Origin of the sequence: Arthrobacter sp. SLBN-112 (assembly GCF_006715225.1) — a bacterium.
Classification (GTDB): Bacteria; Actinomycetota; Actinomycetes; order Actinomycetales; family Micrococcaceae; genus Arthrobacter.
On the sequence record NZ_VFMU01000001.1, the window covers coordinates 4,063,018 to 4,078,256 of the forward strand.

General features: G+C 65.4%; 14 protein-coding genes. 4 read left to right on the forward strand and 10 right to left on the reverse strand.

What is annotated here, in order from left to right:
* Positions 1-106: 106 nt before the first annotated feature.
* Both FBY33_RS18655 and ychF read right to left on the reverse strand, forming a co-directional pair.
* Entirely contained in the window at positions 107-1,867 is a 1,761-nt protein-coding gene (locus FBY33_RS18655; protein WP_142031837.1) for an ABC transporter family substrate-binding protein, read from the reverse strand.
* A gap of 86 nt (positions 1,868-1,953) precedes the next feature.
* Positions 1,954-3,039, reverse strand: a complete 1,086-nt coding sequence (ychF, locus tag FBY33_RS18660) for a redox-regulated ATPase YchF (protein ID WP_142031839.1) — start codon at positions 3,037-3,039, stop codon at positions 1,954-1,956.
* Between the two features lie 90 nt (positions 3,040-3,129).
* Here ychF and FBY33_RS18665 point away from each other — a divergent pair, with 90 nt between their 5' ends.
* Positions 3,130-4,359 (forward strand): DNA recombination protein RmuC, encoded by a 1,230-nt coding sequence (locus FBY33_RS18665; RefSeq protein ID WP_142031840.1) that lies wholly within the window; start codon positions 3,130-3,132, stop codon positions 4,357-4,359.
* A 103-nt stretch (positions 4,360-4,462) separates the two neighbouring features.
* Here FBY33_RS18665 and FBY33_RS18670 read toward each other — a convergent pair whose 3' ends face one another.
* Positions 4,463-5,542 carry a 4-hydroxy-3-methylbut-2-enyl diphosphate reductase gene (locus FBY33_RS18670; RefSeq protein ID WP_142031842.1) on the reverse strand — a complete coding sequence of 360 codons (1,080 nt, stop codon included), beginning with the start codon at positions 5,540-5,542 and terminating at the stop codon, positions 4,463-4,465.
* A 9-nt stretch (positions 5,543-5,551) separates the two neighbouring features.
* Positions 5,552-6,400 (reverse strand): hypothetical protein, encoded by an 849-nt coding sequence (locus FBY33_RS18675; protein ID WP_142031844.1) that lies wholly within the window; start codon positions 6,398-6,400, stop codon positions 5,552-5,554.
* A gap of 161 nt (positions 6,401-6,561) precedes the next feature.
* On the opposite strand from FBY33_RS18675, the gene xseA reads away from it, so the two are divergent.
* Complete coding sequence (gene xseA / locus FBY33_RS18680; RefSeq protein WP_142031846.1) at positions 6,562-7,905, forward strand: exodeoxyribonuclease VII large subunit; 1,344 nt, start codon at positions 6,562-6,564, stop codon at positions 7,903-7,905.
* Positions 7,902-8,120, forward strand: a complete 219-nt coding sequence (locus FBY33_RS18685) for an exodeoxyribonuclease VII small subunit (RefSeq protein WP_142031848.1) — start codon at positions 7,902-7,904, stop codon at positions 8,118-8,120. The genes xseA and FBY33_RS18685 overlap by 4 nt, the downstream gene beginning before the upstream one ends.
* A 44-nt stretch (positions 8,121-8,164) precedes the next feature.
* Here FBY33_RS18685 and FBY33_RS18690 read toward each other — a convergent pair whose 3' ends face one another.
* The 6 genes from FBY33_RS18690 to FBY33_RS18715 form a co-directional block, all read right to left on the reverse strand.
* On the reverse strand, positions 8,165-9,019 hold the full coding sequence (locus FBY33_RS18690) for a polyphosphate kinase 2 family protein (RefSeq protein ID WP_142031849.1): 855 nt from the start codon (positions 9,017-9,019) through the stop codon (positions 8,165-8,167).
* Positions 9,020-9,071: 52 nt separating this feature from the next.
* Positions 9,072-10,292 carry a pyridoxal phosphate-dependent aminotransferase gene (locus tag FBY33_RS18695; RefSeq protein ID WP_142031851.1) on the reverse strand — a complete coding sequence of 407 codons (1,221 nt, stop codon included), beginning with the start codon at positions 10,290-10,292 and terminating at the stop codon, positions 9,072-9,074.
* A gap of 141 nt (positions 10,293-10,433) precedes the next feature.
* Positions 10,434-11,396, reverse strand: coding sequence for an ABC transporter substrate-binding protein (locus FBY33_RS18700; RefSeq protein WP_142031853.1), 963 nt, complete (start codon positions 11,394-11,396; stop codon positions 10,434-10,436).
* The gene (locus tag FBY33_RS18705) at positions 11,393-12,139 is read right to left on the reverse strand and encodes an ABC transporter permease (protein WP_142031855.1); all 747 of its coding nucleotides are present in this window, start codon (positions 12,137-12,139) and stop codon (positions 11,393-11,395) included. Before FBY33_RS18705 ends, FBY33_RS18700 begins: the two co-directional genes overlap by 4 nt.
* Positions 12,136-12,852, reverse strand: a complete 717-nt coding sequence (locus FBY33_RS18710; protein WP_142031857.1) for an ABC transporter permease — start codon at positions 12,850-12,852, stop codon at positions 12,136-12,138. The genes FBY33_RS18705 and FBY33_RS18710 overlap by 4 nt, the downstream gene beginning before the upstream one ends.
* Positions 12,852-13,952 (reverse strand): ABC transporter ATP-binding protein, encoded by a 1,101-nt coding sequence (locus FBY33_RS18715; protein WP_142031858.1) that lies wholly within the window; start codon positions 13,950-13,952, stop codon positions 12,852-12,854. The genes FBY33_RS18710 and FBY33_RS18715 overlap by 1 nt, the downstream gene beginning before the upstream one ends.
* A gap of 205 nt (positions 13,953-14,157) precedes the next feature.
* Between FBY33_RS18715 and FBY33_RS18720 the strand changes: the two genes are divergently transcribed.
* Positions 14,158-15,174, forward strand: coding sequence for a pirin family protein (locus tag FBY33_RS18720; protein ID WP_142031860.1), 1,017 nt, complete (start codon positions 14,158-14,160; stop codon positions 15,172-15,174).
* The last annotated feature ends 65 nt before the right edge of the window (positions 15,175-15,239 follow it).

Genomic DNA, 15,239 nt, shown 5'->3' on the forward strand with positions numbered 1-15,239 from the left:
AGCAATTAGTTAGGCACGTCACATGCTACTCGCCAGTAGGCCGGACGGCGAATCGGTAGGGTGAAGGGTCCCCAAGGGCAGGAAAACCACAGCGGACGCGGCTGAATCAGGACAGCCGCCAGTCCCATACGTTCCACCACACGCCGAGGGGACCGGGACTGGTCTTGATGCCGGCCACGCGGGAATTGAAGGCGGTAGTACCCAGGGTTTGGTAGAGCGGCAGGCCGTATGCGTCCTCCCAGACATGCTTGTCAACGTCGGCCAGGAGCTCGTCCTGCTTGCCCAGGTCCGTGGTCGCGGCCAGCTGCTCCATGACCTTGTCCGCGTCGCCGTTGGAATATCCCGTGAAGTTGCTGCCTGCCCCGGTCCGGAAGATCTGCGGCACCCGGCTCACGCCGGCCTCCGTGCCGATCCAGCCGGACAAGGCGGCGTCGTAGCCGCCGCGGCTGAGCGCGGCTGCCCAGTCGGCACTCCCCTGGCCGCCGTCGGACACACGGAAGCCGGCCAGTGCAGCGGAGTCGCGGATCAGGGCAAACGCCTTGGCACGGTTGGGATTGTCCCGGTTGTAAAGGATCCGGATGGTGGGGGTTGCGCCCTTCAGGAGGCTCTTTGCGGCGTCGATGTCAACCTTGGCGTAATCCGAGGAACCGTTTTTCTTCACCGTTTCGTCGTATTTCGGCTGTCCGGGCAGGAAGACGTGGGAGTCCAACGGCTTGCTGTCCGGGACCTGGGTTCCCAGGACTGCGTCCGCGATTGCCTGACGTGGAACTGTCTTGAGGAATGCTTCCCGGACGTCCTTGTTGGCGAAGGGCCCGGAGAAGTTGAGGTCCAGATGGTCGTAGCCGGACTGTTTGTACCGTTCCACAGTGATGCCCTGCCCCGACAGTCCCATGAGCAGATCTTCAGTTGCTGCTGACGGCCGGGGCGAGATAATGTCCGCCTGGCCGTTACGCAGGGCATCGACGGCGGCGGGCACTGCCCCGGTGAACCTGACATTGATCTCGTCCAGCCAGGGTTCCGAACCCCAGACGTAGTCCCGGTTCCGGACAAGTTTCATTGAGACTTCCGGCACGATATCGCGGACGATGTAGGGGCCGCTGGACAGATAGATCGCCGGATCGTCGGGAATGGACTTTGCATCGAACCCGCTGTTCCAGAAGTCGCTGATTTTCTTGAGTTCAGGGTTTGATGCAGGCTTTTCCGGGTTGCCCCGGGGAGTGTCCTTGAGGAGTTGGACCAGGTCTTCCTCGTCGTTCAGGCCGCTCTTGGCAGCGACGACGTGGGCGGGAAGTCCGACGTCGAACGCCACTTCCCAGTCGGCGTACGGTGCGGCGTACTCGATGGTGATGGACCGGCCGTCGGACCCGACTTCGGGAAACAGTGTGCCCGCCAGTCCGGTGGTGTCAGAGGCTACCGAGAAGTACTTGGTTCCCTTCCCGGAGGCTGGATCAAGGTCGTCGAAGTAGCCCGACCCGGCGGCCCAGCTCAACAGGAGGTCGGCCGCGCCGATCTGTGCACCGTCTGACCACTTGACGCCCTCGTTGACCGTGTACTTCACCTTGAGCGGATCGTCGGAGACCTTCTCGAAGTGCCCGAACTTGTCGTTGCGGACAACCTTCGAGCTGTCATCGAGGTAGAAGAAGCCCGAGTGGGTGATGGCGCCGATTTTCGAATTGATGTCGGTATTGCCGTTGGCGCTGTACGGGTTGAACGAGGAGAAGGCATTGACCTCTGCCACCGTCACGCTGCCGCCGCGCTTTGCCTCCCCAACCACAACAGACGGGGCACTGGTTCCCGAGCACCCCGATAGGACCAGGGCAGCCACCACCGCGGCGATGAGCAATTGCATCAGACGCCGGACCGGCATGCCGCCTCCTTGTGTTTTCCCTCTCAGGAGGGGACTGGGGTCGCCACGATCACGCCCTACAGATTCAGGATAAGCCGTCCCGGCGGTCAGACGTTGAAGCGGAACTCCACCACGTCGCCGTCGGCCATGACGTATTCCTTGCCTTCGATGCGGACCTTGCCGCGTGACTTTGCCTCAGCCATGGAACCGGCGTCCACGAGGTCCTCGAAGGAGACCACCTCGGCCTTGATGAACCCGCGCTGGAAGTCGGAGTGGATGACGCCGGCCGCCTGCGGTGCCGTGTCCCCCTGCCGGATGGTCCAGGCACGTGCTTCCTTGGGTCCGGCGGTGAGGTAGGTCTGAAGCCCCAGGGTGTGGAAGCCCACGCGGGCCAGCTGGTCCAGGCCGGATTCGTCCTGGCCGTTCATTTCCAGCATCTCGCGGGCTTCTTCCTCGTCCAGTTCCACGAGGTCGGCTTCGAGCTTGGCGTCCAGGAAGATGCAGTCCGCGGGGGCCACCATGGCCCGCAGTTCCTCCTGCTTTTCCGGGCTGCCCAGGATGCCTTCGTCCGCGTTGAAGACGTAAATGAAGGGCTTGGCCGTCAGCAGCCCCAGCTCCTTGAGGTGCTCCATCTCCAGCTTGTCGCTCTTGATGGAGGAGTAGATGGTGTCTCCACGTTCCAGCACTGCCTGTGCGGCCTTGACGGCGGCAAGCTCGGCCGCCTCCCGCTTCTTGATCTTGACTTCTTTTTCGATCCGCGGGACGGCCTTTTCGATGGTCTGCAGGTCGGCGAGGATCAGCTCGGTGTTGATGGTCTCCATGTCCGAGCGGGGATCCACTTTGCCGTCAACGTGCACCACGTCGGGGTCATCAAAGACCCGGACAACCTGGGCGATGGCTTCAGCCTCGCGGATATTGGCCAGGAACTGGTTGCCCAACCCCTCCCCTTCGGATGCGCCCTTGACGATGCCTGCGATGTCCACGAAGGACACGGCGGCGGGCAGGACACGCTGCGAGCCGAAGATGCCGGCGAGCTTCTGGAGCCTGGGATCCGGGAGGTTCACCACGCCGACGTTGGGTTCGATGGTGGCGAACGGATAGTTCGCGGCCAGGACCTGGTTGCGGGTAAGCGCGTTGAAGAGGGTTGATTTGCCGACGTTGGGCAGTCCGACGATGCCAATAGTAAGAGCCACGAGCATTGATTCTACCCGCCGGGCCCCCGCAGGCAGTACCGGCGAATGTCATTGCCTGTGATTGTCAGAGGCCCGTGCAACAGTGAAGCCATGGATGCTTTTGCCTTGATTCTGGCCCTTCTCATGCTGCTGCTCGGCGCGCTTGCCGGTGCCGCGGCCACCTATTTCTCCCTGCGCCGGAACTCGCATGCCTTGGAGGCCGACTTTGACCAGGTGTCGTCCCGCCTTTCAGAGGTCACGGCGCAGCTGGCAGCGGCCGACGCCGAGCGGCGGCTTTTGGCGGTACAGAACCGCGAGCTGGGCGAGGCCAGGACGCAGGACGGCAGCGTTCTTCGCGCCCTGGCTCCGGTGGCCGAAAAGCTGTCCGCGGTCCAGCAGCAGGTGGCTCTGCTGGAGCGGGACCGGGTGGAACAGTACGGCCAACTGGCACAGCAGCTGCAGGAGGCAAGGCTGTCCGATGAACAGCTCATCCGGTCCACGCATGCCCTGGAATCCGCCCTGCGCTCCAACAGCGCCAGGGGCCAATGGGGGGAGGTGCAGCTCCGGCGCGTAGTGGAGGCCGCGGGCATGCTGCGCCACGTGGACTTCGTGGAGCAGGTGCACAGCGCCGGCCACGACTCCGCTGTCCGCCCCGACCTGGTGGTGCAGTTGCCGGGCGACAAGCAGCTGGTAGTGGACGCCAAAGTCCCGCTCTCGTCCTACCTTGAGGCGCAGGAACCCGGAGCGGTGGACCCGCGCCCGGGCCAGCCGTCCGGGCTGCAGCCGGCCAACGAGGGACGGAACCGGCAAGCCCTGCTGGCAGCGCACGCCAAAGCCCTGAGGGCGCACGTGGACGCGCTGGGCACAAAGAAGTACTGGGACATCCCGGGGAACTCCCCGGAACTGGTGGTCTGCTTCATTCCGGCCGAATCCATCCTCGCTGCAGCACTCACGGCCGACGCCGGGCTCCTGGACCACGCGTTGTCGCGAAACGTGGTCCTGGCCTCCCCCAGCACCCTGCTGGCCGTGCTGAAGTCCGTGGCCTTCACGTGGCGCCAGGACGTCCTGACGGACAGTGCACGCGAGCTGTTCGAGCTCGCGCGGCAGCTGTACGACCGGATGGGAACCCTGGGCGAAAACGTGAGCAAACTGGGCTCATCCCTGAAGTCGTCGGTGGACCGCTACAACGCGATGGTGGGCACCCTGGAAGCCCGTGTCCTGCCCACGGCGCGGAAGCTCAACTCCCTCGAGGAGACCGGTCTGGTGACACCGCCGGTGGTGGAGGTGACCCCCCGCGCGCTGGTGGCACCCGAACTCCAGGGCGACGAGGAAGCGGCCTGACAAGGGGCTGCGGATGCAGGATGGGCCGGGCAGTTGTTCAAACTGCCCGGCCCATCTCTTTACTTCTGATGAATGCCAGTTCCTGGGTACAGCTGGCGCTTTGTCAGCTCCGGGGCCTGCGCCCGCCCAGCGCGCGGCTGACGTCGCCTGCCTGCTTCAGGGTTGCGCGGAGTTCCTTGGGCAGCGAGAACAGGAGGTCCTCCTCTGCGGTGACCACTTCCTCCACCGCGCCGTAGCCGTAGTCGGCCAGCAGCCTCAGGACGTCCTGCACCAGTACCTCCGGAACTGAAGCCCCGGACGTGACGCCCACAGTGGCGACGCCCTCGAACCAGGCTTCGTCAACCTCGTTGGCGAAGTCCACCCGGTAGGAGGCCTTGGCACCGTACTCGAGTGCCACCTCCACCAGCCGGACGGAGTTCGATGAGTTGGCCGAGCCGACCACGATCACCAGGTCCGCCTTGGGCGCAATCTTCTTGATGGCCACCTGGCGGTTGGTGGTGGCGTAGCAGATGTCGTCGCTGGGCGGGTCCTGCAGGGTGGGGAACCGCTCCTTGAGCAGCCGGACGGTCTCCATAGTCTCGTCCACGCTCAGGGTGGTCTGGGACAGCCAGATGACCTTCTCGGGGTCGCGGACGGTGACCTTATCCACTTCGTGGGGTCCATTGATGATCTGGATGTGCTCCGGCGCTTCACCGGAGGTGCCTTCCACTTCCTCGTGCCCGTCGTGGCCGATCAGGAGGATGTCGAAATCGTCTTTGGCGAAGCGGACGGCTTCCTTGTGCACCTTGGTAACCAGCGGGCAGGTCGCATCGATGGTGCGCAGGCCGCGGTTTTCGGCAGATTCGACCACTGCCGGGGACACCCCGTGGGCAGAGAAGACCACCAGTGCGCCTTCGGGCACTTCGTCCGTCTCGTCGACGAAGATGGCACCCTTTTCCTCCAGGGAGCTGACCACGTGCACGTTGTGGACGATCTGCTTGCGCACATAGACGGGCGGCCCGTAGTGTTCGAGCGCCTTTTCGACGGCGATCACGGCCCGGTCAACGCCTGCGCAGTAGCCGCGGGGAGCAGCCAACAGCACCTTTTTGGCGCCGTTCACGGGGGCGGCTGCTGCTACGTCCTCAGGCGAGCGGCGCCTGCGCGGAATGGTTGGCATCGAGAGGGATACAGCCGAGGTGGTCATCCCTCCATGCTACCGGCTGGTCCGCGCCGGTTTCCGGGATGCGAACAACGTCACAACGGCCGCCGCCACCAGGACGCCGCCTGTCACCGCGGCCGTGGTGATCCACACCTGGAAATCGGTGCCTGCCGCGGCAAGGAACTCGTCACGGAACATGTTGGCCACAGCATTGCCGGTGTCCGTGGCCTGGGCCCGGGCGGAGCCCAGCTGTAAGCCCACTCCCCACAGCCCGGCGAGGACCAGGCCGCCAAGACCGGCGGCCAGCAGCACTGTCCAGCGGCGGCGGGCCGCCACCAGGGCCAGCAGGAACGCCACGGCCGAACCGACGGCCAGAATGTAGCCCATGGGCGCATATGTCGCCAGCCGCTCGGTCCACTCCTTTTGTGCCGGCTGGCCCACGTTGATCAGCGTTTGCTCCGGCGGGTCCAACGGGAGCCGGGTGGTGCGCGAAATCTCCTCCGAACCGAGGGCAACCAACGGGGCGACGTCGAGGGTCAGCGAGGACGTCGAGGCACCGTCCTGCGAACCGGCAGGGTCCGCGAAGCTTAGGCGGTGGCTCTTGCGGAGTGTCTCCTCCCAGGCCGTCGGATAGCCGGGAAGCCCGGTCAGCGACTCCGCTGCCTTCTCAAGCATCGGCTCGACCAGCCCGGAAAGAAAACCCGGAACCGATCCGGTATCGATCGTTCCCACCGCCGCCGTGGCCAGCTTCCGTTGAAACTCCGAGTCCTTGCCGAGCGGTGCTGCAAGACGGACAAAACCATCTTCCTGGACCACGTTCCGGTCCACCCAGATGGCGGGAACGGCAACGGCGGCCAGGAGGATGCCCAGCACGGTGGCGATGGCAGAAACAAAAGTACGCACAGCAGGTCCTTCGGGGTTGGGGGCCTTACCCCATCCTAGGCAGGGTCGAAGGACCATCCATGTCAGTCCCCGGTGCTAGACCTTATGGATAAGGTTGATTGACCGCCAACAACAGATGAAGGACCGCATGCCCGCAGCACCAGCCTCCCACCGGCGTCCGCATGTCTGACCAGGCCTCCCTTCCGGATACAGCACCCACTACCCTGCCGGCCACTGCAGCGGAGACAAGCCCGGATAACCCCTGGCCGCTGCAGCTGCTGTCGCAGAAGCTCAAGGCCCATATCGACCGCACCCCGTCCGCGTGGGTGGAAGGCCAGGTCATCGAGCTGAACCGCCGCGGCACCAACGCCTACCTCACACTTCGCGACGTGGATGCGGAGGTATCCCTTCCCGCATCTGTCTGGACCAAGGTGCTGGAACGGCAGAACCTTCCGCTGGAGCGCGGTTCGCGGGTGGTGGCCCTGCTGAAACCGGAATTCTGGCTGAAGACGGGCCGGCTCAACATGCTGGTGCGGGATATCCGGCCTGTGGGCCTGGGCGACCTGCTGGCCAGGATTGAGCGGTTGCGCCAGGCCCTGGCAGCTGAGGGCCTGTTTGCCGAGTCCAGGAAGAAGCCCCTGCCCCTGCTCCCGCACCGGATCGGCCTCATCACGGGCCGCGATTCGGACGCAAAGAAGGACATCCTGCGGAACGCGGCCCTGCGCTGGCCGGCAGTGGAATTCGAGATCCGCGAGGTCGCCGTTCAGGGAAATACCGCGGTGGCCCAGGTGGTCCGCGCCCTGCGTGAACTGGATGCCCGGCCCGAGGTGGACGTCATTGTTATCGCCCGCGGCGGCGGCGCGCTGGAAGACCTGCTGCCCTTCAACAGCGAGGACCTGATCCGGGCCGTGGCTGCTGCCGCCACCCCGGTGGTGAGTGCCATCGGGCATGAGGCAGACCGGCCGCTGCTGGATGACGTTGCCGACCTTCGGGCCTCCACCCCCACCGATGCCGCCAAGCGGATCGTTCCCGAAGTCTCCGAAGAACTTGCCGGCGTGCGCCAGGCGCGGGAGCAGCTGCGGCGGTGCATGGACCGGATGGTGGACCGGGAGTCGGACCGGCTGGCAGCACTGCACTCCCGCCCGGTCATGGCCGCGCCGGAGGGCATGGTCTCAGTCCGGGCCGAGGAAATCGAGCGGCTGCTGCGACGCTCCTCCGCTGCAGTGAGTTCCACGGTGGTACGGGCGGCCGACCAGCTTGAGCACCTGAAGGCCCAGGTCCGCGCCCTCTCACCGCAGAAGACCCTCGACCGTGGATACGCCGTCGTCGAACTGGCAGGAGACCAGGCCGCCCGGATTGCCCAGGCGGGCCACGCTGTTGTCCGCCGTCCCGCCGAAGCGCCGGCGGGAGCGGCCCTGTCCATCCGTGTGGCGGAGGGCCGCTTCGGAGCAACATCGACCGGCGCCACATCCACGGGGGCGCATCCAGGAAACCCAAACCAGCAGGAATTGGAAGAGAAGGCATGACCGAACAGAAACCACAGTCCGACGTCGCAGCCCTGAGCTATGAGGAGGCGCGGGAGCAGCTCATCGCAGTGGTGGGCAGGCTGGAAGCAGGAGGGGCAAGCCTGGAGGAATCCCTGGCCCTGTGGGAACGCGGCGAGGCGCTGGCCGCACGCTGCGAGGAGTGGCTGGAAGGCGCGCGGAAGCGGCTGGCAGCGGCCCGGGATCAGCCACTCTAACCCCCGGAAAGAACTGGACCGGCAGCACCCGGGCCAGGGGGCTGTCAGGAACGCGCCACGAGCTCCCGCTCAGCAGCGACGTCGAACTCGGCCTTGGGCCATTCCAGCAACATGTCTGACAAGGCGCCGAGCAGCAACTGCTGGACGGCAATCCGGGCAAACCACTTCTTGTTCGCCGGAACAACGTGCCACGGCGCATTCGGTGTGCTCGTTTCATCGATGGCCGCCTGGTACGCGGCCATATAGTCCTCCCAGTGGGCCCGTTCGTCCAGATCGCCCCGGCTGTACTTCCAGTGTTTGGAGGGATCATCCAGCCGGGCCAGCAGCCTCTCCTTTTGCTCCCCACCACTGATGTGGAGCATCACCTTGATGACCTTCGTTCCCGAGTCCGCCAACCGCGCCTCGAACTCATTGATGGCCGCGTAGCGCCGCTTGATCTCGTCCGGGCTGGCCCAGCCATGGACACGGTGGATCAGGACGTCCTCGTAATGGGAACGGTCGAACACACCCACCATCCCGGCAGCCGGCACTTCCTTTTCGATGCGCCACAGGAAGTCGTAGGACTTTTCCTCGTCGGTGGGGGCCTTGAACGCCTTGAACTGGACGCCCTGCGGGTTCATGGCCGCCATGACATGGTTGACCATGCCGCCCTTGCCGGCGGTGTCCATAGCCTGCAGGATCAGCAGGATCCGTTTCGTCCCGCCGAACCGTGACTCGGCAAAGAGCTTTTCCTGCAGTTCGGAAAGTTCGTCGTCCATCTCCGTCAGCAGCAGCCGGCCGTCGGCCTTGTTGCCGCTGTACCCGGGTGTCGAGCCGGGGTCCACCGCGGCCAGGGAGAAGCCCTTCCCTGCCCGAAGGGATTCGGCAGGATGCTGGTCAAAGCCGACGATGCGGGCCATGGGATTCCTTTCCGCAAGGGTTGCAACGGACCGGCGGGCCCGTGAGCACAGGCTAGTTCCCCTGGTACCTGGTTAGGAAGTCCCCCATGCGGCCGATGGCCTCTTCAATGTCCTTTACGTTGGGCAGCGTCACCATGCGGAAGTGGTCCGGGCGCACCCAGTTGAAGGCACGGCCGTGCGAGACCAGGATCTTCTGCTCCCTGAGGAGGTCGAGGACAAATTTTTCATCGTCCCGGATGTGGTACACCTCCGGGTCAAGCCGCGGGAAGAGGTACAGGGCTCCCCTGGCCTGCTGGGTGCTGACGCCGGGAATGGCGTTCAGCATGTCGTACGCCTTGTTGCGCTGCTCCAGAAGCCGGCCGCCGGGGAGGATCAGGTCGTTGATGCTCTGGTAACCGCCCAGCGCCGTCTGGATGGCGTGCTGGGCCGGGACGTTCGCGCACAGGCGCATGTTGGCGAGCAGGTTAATGCCCTCAAGGTAGTCCGCAGCATCCTTCTTGGGCCCGGAAATGGCCATCCAGCCTGCCCGGTAACCGCAGACGCGGTACGCCTTGGACAGCCCGCTGAAGGTCAGGCACAGGACGTCGTCGCCGGTCAGCTTGGCGAGGTTCACGTGGACGGCGTCCTCGTACAGGATTTTTTCGTAGATTTCGTCGGCAAAGATCACCAGGCCGTGCTTTTCGGCCAAGGCAACAATCCGTTTCAGCGTCTCTTCAGGGTAGACGGCGCCGGTGGGGTTGTTCGGGTTGATGACCACGATGCCCTTGGTGCGGGGCGTGATCTTGGCTTCCAGGTCATCAAGGTCGGGCTGCCAGCCGGATTCCTCGTCGCACAGGTAATGCACCGGCCTGCCGCTCGCCAGTGCCACCGACGCCGTCCACAACGGGTAATCGGGGGTTGGGATCAGGACCTCGTCGCCGTCGTCCAGAAGGGCCATGAGGGACATGGTGATGAGCTCGCTGACGCCGTTGCCCAGGTAGATGTCATCGACGTGGATGTTCTGGATGCCGCGGGTCTGGTAATACTGCGAGACGGCGGTGCGCGCGGAGAAAATGCCGCGGGAATCGCTGTAGCCCTGGGCGTGGGGCAGGTGCCGGATCATGTCCACCAGGATGGCGTCCGGCGCTTCGAAGCCAAACGGGGCAGGGTTTCCGATGTTCAGCTTGAGGATCCGGTGGCCCTCCGCCTCCATCTGCTGGGCGGCCTGCAGGATGGGTCCACGGATGTCATAGAGGACGTTGTTGAGCTTCGTGGACTGCCTGAATTCTGCCATCCCTCAAATATGCCACAGGAAGGATGGACGGCCGTTGAGACGTCTGCCACACGGACGACGGCGGCGGCCGGGCCCTTGCAGGTCCGGCAGCCGCCGTCGTCATCACCAATCTGTTCCCTGCCCGCGCGGGCAGGGAACGTCCTACTTAACGATGCCCTTGTCCTTCAGCCAAGCGGTTGCCGCCGCCTTGGCGTCCTGCTTCTGGCTGCCGCTGACAGCCCGGTTGAGGTTGATCAGGTCATCGGTGGTCAGTGTGCTGGACACGGAGTTCAGCGCCTGCTTGGCCTTGTCCGTCATCTTCGCCTTGTTGTACAGCGGGAGGACCTGCTGGGCGATGAAGTTGTTCTTCGGATCCTCCAGCACCACCAGGTCGTTGTCCGCGATGGAAGGTGTGGTGGTGTAGATATCGGCCACCTGCACCTGGTCCTCGAGCAGCGCCTTGAGCGTCACCGGACCGCCGCCGTCGCTGAATGGCTCCAGCTTCTTGGGGACGCAGTTGTAGTTCTTCTTCAATCCGGGCAGGCCGTAGGCGCGCTCCGCGAACGTGGCCGGGGCCCCCACCACGATCTCGCTGCAGACCTTGGCGAGGTCCTCGATGGACTTCAACTGGTACTTCTCGGCGGTTGCCTTGGTGACAACCATGGCGTCCTTGTCCTCGGCCTTGGACACGTCCAGCACGCCCAGGCTGTCCGGCAGTTTGCCGGGCAGCGCCTTGGCGATATCGGCGGCGGAGACTTCCTTGGCTTCCTTGTCTACGTACAGCAGAAGGTTGCCGCTGTAATCCGGCACCACGTCAACGGACCCGTCCTGGACCGCCTTGAAGTAGACCTCACGGGAGCCGATGTTCGGTTTGGTGGTGGCGGTGATGCCATTGGCGTTCAAGGCACCGGCGTACAGCTCGGCGATGATCTGGCTCTCCGGGAAGTCGGCGGAACCCACCACCAGCGATGTTGCTCCGCCCGATGCGCCGCCAGTGGCAGCGGGCGACTTGCTCAGCGGGTCGGACGAACCACCGCAGGCGGACAGGGTGATCGCCAGGCCAAGCCCGGCGGCCAGGCCGCTGAACGCCCGCCTGCCAAGGCGCTGGGGACGGCTATCTTTCATGACTTACCTCCTTGTACAACAGTCTCCGCAACAACGGGGTCTGTGAGATCAACCGCAGCCTCCTGGCTGCGGTAGGACAACTTCAAGGCGCCCTGGGTCAGGAACAGCCTCTGGAACAGGGACAGGACGAGGTCGACGGCAATTGCCAGCACTGCGATGAGGAGGGAACCTCCCAGCATTTGGGGGAAGTCGCTCAGGACAAGGCCGTCGAAGAGATAGCGGCCCAGGCCGCCGAGATTGATGTAGGCGACGACGGAGACGGTGGCGATCACCTGCAGCACGCCGGTCCGGAACCCGCCGAACATGACGGTGAGTGCGTTGGGCAGCTCGGCCCGGAACAGGACCTGCAGTTCAGTCATCCCCATGGCCCGCGCCGCGTCCACCACGTTCCGGTCCACGCTGGAGATGCCGGCGTACGTTCCGGCCAGCAGCGGGGGCACGGTGAGGATCACCAGCGCCCAGATGGGCGGCATCAGCCCGATGCCGGCGAGCAGCACGAACAGGATGAGCAGGCCGAGGGTGGGCAGGGCACGCAAGGCTCCGGCCAACGCGACGACGGCCACCCGGCCCCTGCCGGTATGTCCGACAAACAGCCCCACCGGGACGGCGATGGCAATGGCGATCAGCATCACCAGCCCGGTGTACTGCAGGTGCTCCCCCAGCCGGGCGGGGATGCCCATGCTTCCGGACCAGTGCAGCGGGTCGGCGAGCCAGGCGAAGGTATCGGAAAAGACGTTGCTCACGCTGTTTCTCCCGCCATGGTCGTCGCGGGTTTCGCAGCGGCCGGGTCACCGTTGTCCCCATGCCCGAGGTCCCGTCGCGTTCCCGCCCGTTCCCACGGGGTGAGGATTCGTTCCAGCAGCACGAGGACAGCATCCATCACCAGCGCGAGGACCAGGATGGCGACGATCCCCACCACCACCTCGGTGACGAAGTCACGCTGGAGTCCATCGGTGAAGAGCATGCCCAGGTTGCCCACACCCAGCAGGGCCGCGACGCTGACCAGGGAGATGTTGCTGACGGACACCACGCGCAGCCCGGCAAACATGACCGGCAGGGACAGTGGCAGGTCAACCTGAAGGAACCGGGCCAGAGGCTTGAACCCCATGGCCTGCGCGGCCTGGCTGACGTCCGCGTCGACGGAATCGAAGGCATCCAGGGCGGCCCGGACCAGCAGTGCCACCGCGTAGATGGTCAGCGCCACCACCACGTTGAGTGGATCCAGGATCCGCGTGCCCAGGATGGTGGGCAGGATGATGAACAGGGCCAGGGAGGGAATGGTGTAGAGGAGTGAGGAGGCCGTCAGCACCAGGGAGCGGAGGGCCCTGTTCTTCCGTGCCAACTGCGCCAGCGGGATGGAAATCAGCAAGCCAAGGACCATGGGAATGAGCGCCAGCACCAGGTGCTGGCCGCCGCGTTCCAGGATCATGCCGGTGTTGGCCAGGAACCATTCCATCAGAGGGCAGCCTGCCGCACCTGGCGCGCTTCTTCGATCAGTGCCAGGACCTCACCGCCGCGGACCACGCCCAGGACCCTGCCGTCGGAATCCACGGCAACACCAAGGCCCGACGGCGAGGAAAGGGCCGCGTCCAATGCCCGCCGCAGGCTCTCCCCGGGACGGAACAGCGACCCGCCCGGAACGAGTTCGGTTTCGGTGCCCGGCGCGGACCATCCCAGGGGGTGCTTGTCAGCGTCCACCACCAACTGCCAGTCACCCGCAGCGCCGGAGTCCGACTCATAACCTGACGGGGAGCGGACAATCGTGGGTACGGGATGGATCGCCACGCCGTCGGACGGAGTGAAGCCCAAGTGCCGGAAGCCGCGGTCCCGCCCCACAAAGGACGCGACGAAATTGTTGGCCGGTGCCCGCAGGATTTCCTCCGGGGTGGCATATTGGGCAAGCTTCCCGCCAGTGGCGAAGACGGCCACTTTGTCGCCGAGGATGGTGGCCTCGTCAATGTCATGGGTCACGAACACAATGGTCTTGGCCAGGTCCTTCTGCAGGCGCAGCAGTTCCTGCTGCAGTTCGTCGCGGACAACGGGGTCCACCGCGCTGAAGGGTTCATCCATGAGCAGGATGGGCGGGTCGGCGGCGAGCGCGCGTGCCACGCCAACGCGCTGCTGCTGGCCGCCGGAGAGCTGGGATGGGTACCGCTCGCCCAGGGAGTGCGCCAGGCCCACCACGTCCAGGAGCTCCTCCGCGCGCCTGCGGGCGTCGGCTTTGGAGACGCCGTTCAGCCGCGGAACGGTGGCGATGTTGTCCAGGACGGAGCGGTGCGGCAGCAGTCCCGCCGACTGCATCACATAGCCCATGGACCGGCGCAGTTCCGCCGCCGGCACAGTGGTGACATCCCGGCCGTCCACGGTGATGGTCCCGGAGGTGGGTTCCACCATGCGGTTGATCATCCGCAGGGACGTTGTTTTACCGCAGCCGGAGGGTCCCACGAAGACCGTGACGGCGCCTTTTGCGATGGACATGGTCAGGCCGTCCACCGCAGGCTGGCCGCCAGGATACTGCTTCGTAACGCTCTGGAACTCGATCATCGCCTGGTCCATGGTGCGGACTTACCTGTTCTCTTGGACGGGCTGTTGTCAGCACCGCGACATTGCCATCAGCACACTGATAGTTACGGTAACCCAAACGGGGGCAGGCTTCAGCAGGTGAAGCCCTAATCCACGCAAAGGAATCCCTACTGTGACCATTCGGTACCCATGTGCGTGCGGATGGGTAGCCGATGCCGGGCAGGCCTAAAGTGGAGGCGTGACCAACTTGGAAGTTTCACCGCAGCAGGAAGTTTGTCCGCCCGCCCCTGCCGGCGGGACGTCCGGTCCCTGCCTCCAGCTGTGGCCTGAGCGCGAGGTGCCGCTGGGCGGGGTCCGCGCCATGAACGTCAAGCGCACCCTGCCCCAGCGCGGACTGCCCACGATCGGGGCCTGGTGCTTCCTGGACAGTTTTGGACCGGACCGCACGGCCATGTCCGTCCTCCCCCATCCCCATATCGGGCTGCAGACGGTGACTTGGCCGCTGGCGGGGCACATCCGCCACCGGGACAGCGTAGGCAGCGACGTGGTGGTGCGTCCCGGAGAGCTGAACATCATGACTGCAGGGCACGGGGTGTCGCACTCAGAGTTCGCGGTGCTTCCCGGCGGCGGGGAGCCGCCGTTGCAGCGGGGCCTGCAGCTGTGGGTTGCCCTTCCTGACGGCGACCGGCACCGGGAGCCGGCATTTGAACAGCACCGGGAGCTGCCGCGCGCCGCCGGCCACGGCTTCACGGCCACCGTCATGGTGGGGGAACTTGCAGGCGTGGTGTCCCCCGCAACAATGTTTTCGCCGATTGTTGGCGCGGAGGTTTCCTGCGAAGGGGATGCAGTGCTGCCGCTGACCCCCGGCTTTGAGCATGGCATCCTGGTGCTCGACGGCGGCCTGGCGGTGGACGGGCAGGACCTGCCGGCGGGTCCGCTGGGCTACTTGGGCACCGGCCGCAGCGAACTCCGGGTGGAGGCCCGCCCGGGCACGCGGTTCCTGCTGATTGGCGGTGAGCCGTTCGGTGAGGAACTGCTCATGTGGTGGAACTTCGTGGGCCGCACGCATGAGGAAGTGGAACAGGCCCGGGAGGATTGGGAGGCGCAGGCCGGGCTGCCGGACGCCGAAACGGCGGCCGCCCGCTACGGCCTGGTGCCCGGCCACGGTCCGGATGCCGGGGCCGAGGCCGGCAGAATTCCCGCTCCCCCGCTCCCCGGCGTCCGGTTAACCCCGCGAAAGCGCGCCGTCGATTAACTAACCTGCCGGCTGACCAGCGCGTCGGCCAGCCCGCTGCCGGAAGCCGCGCCCATTCGCCTGCT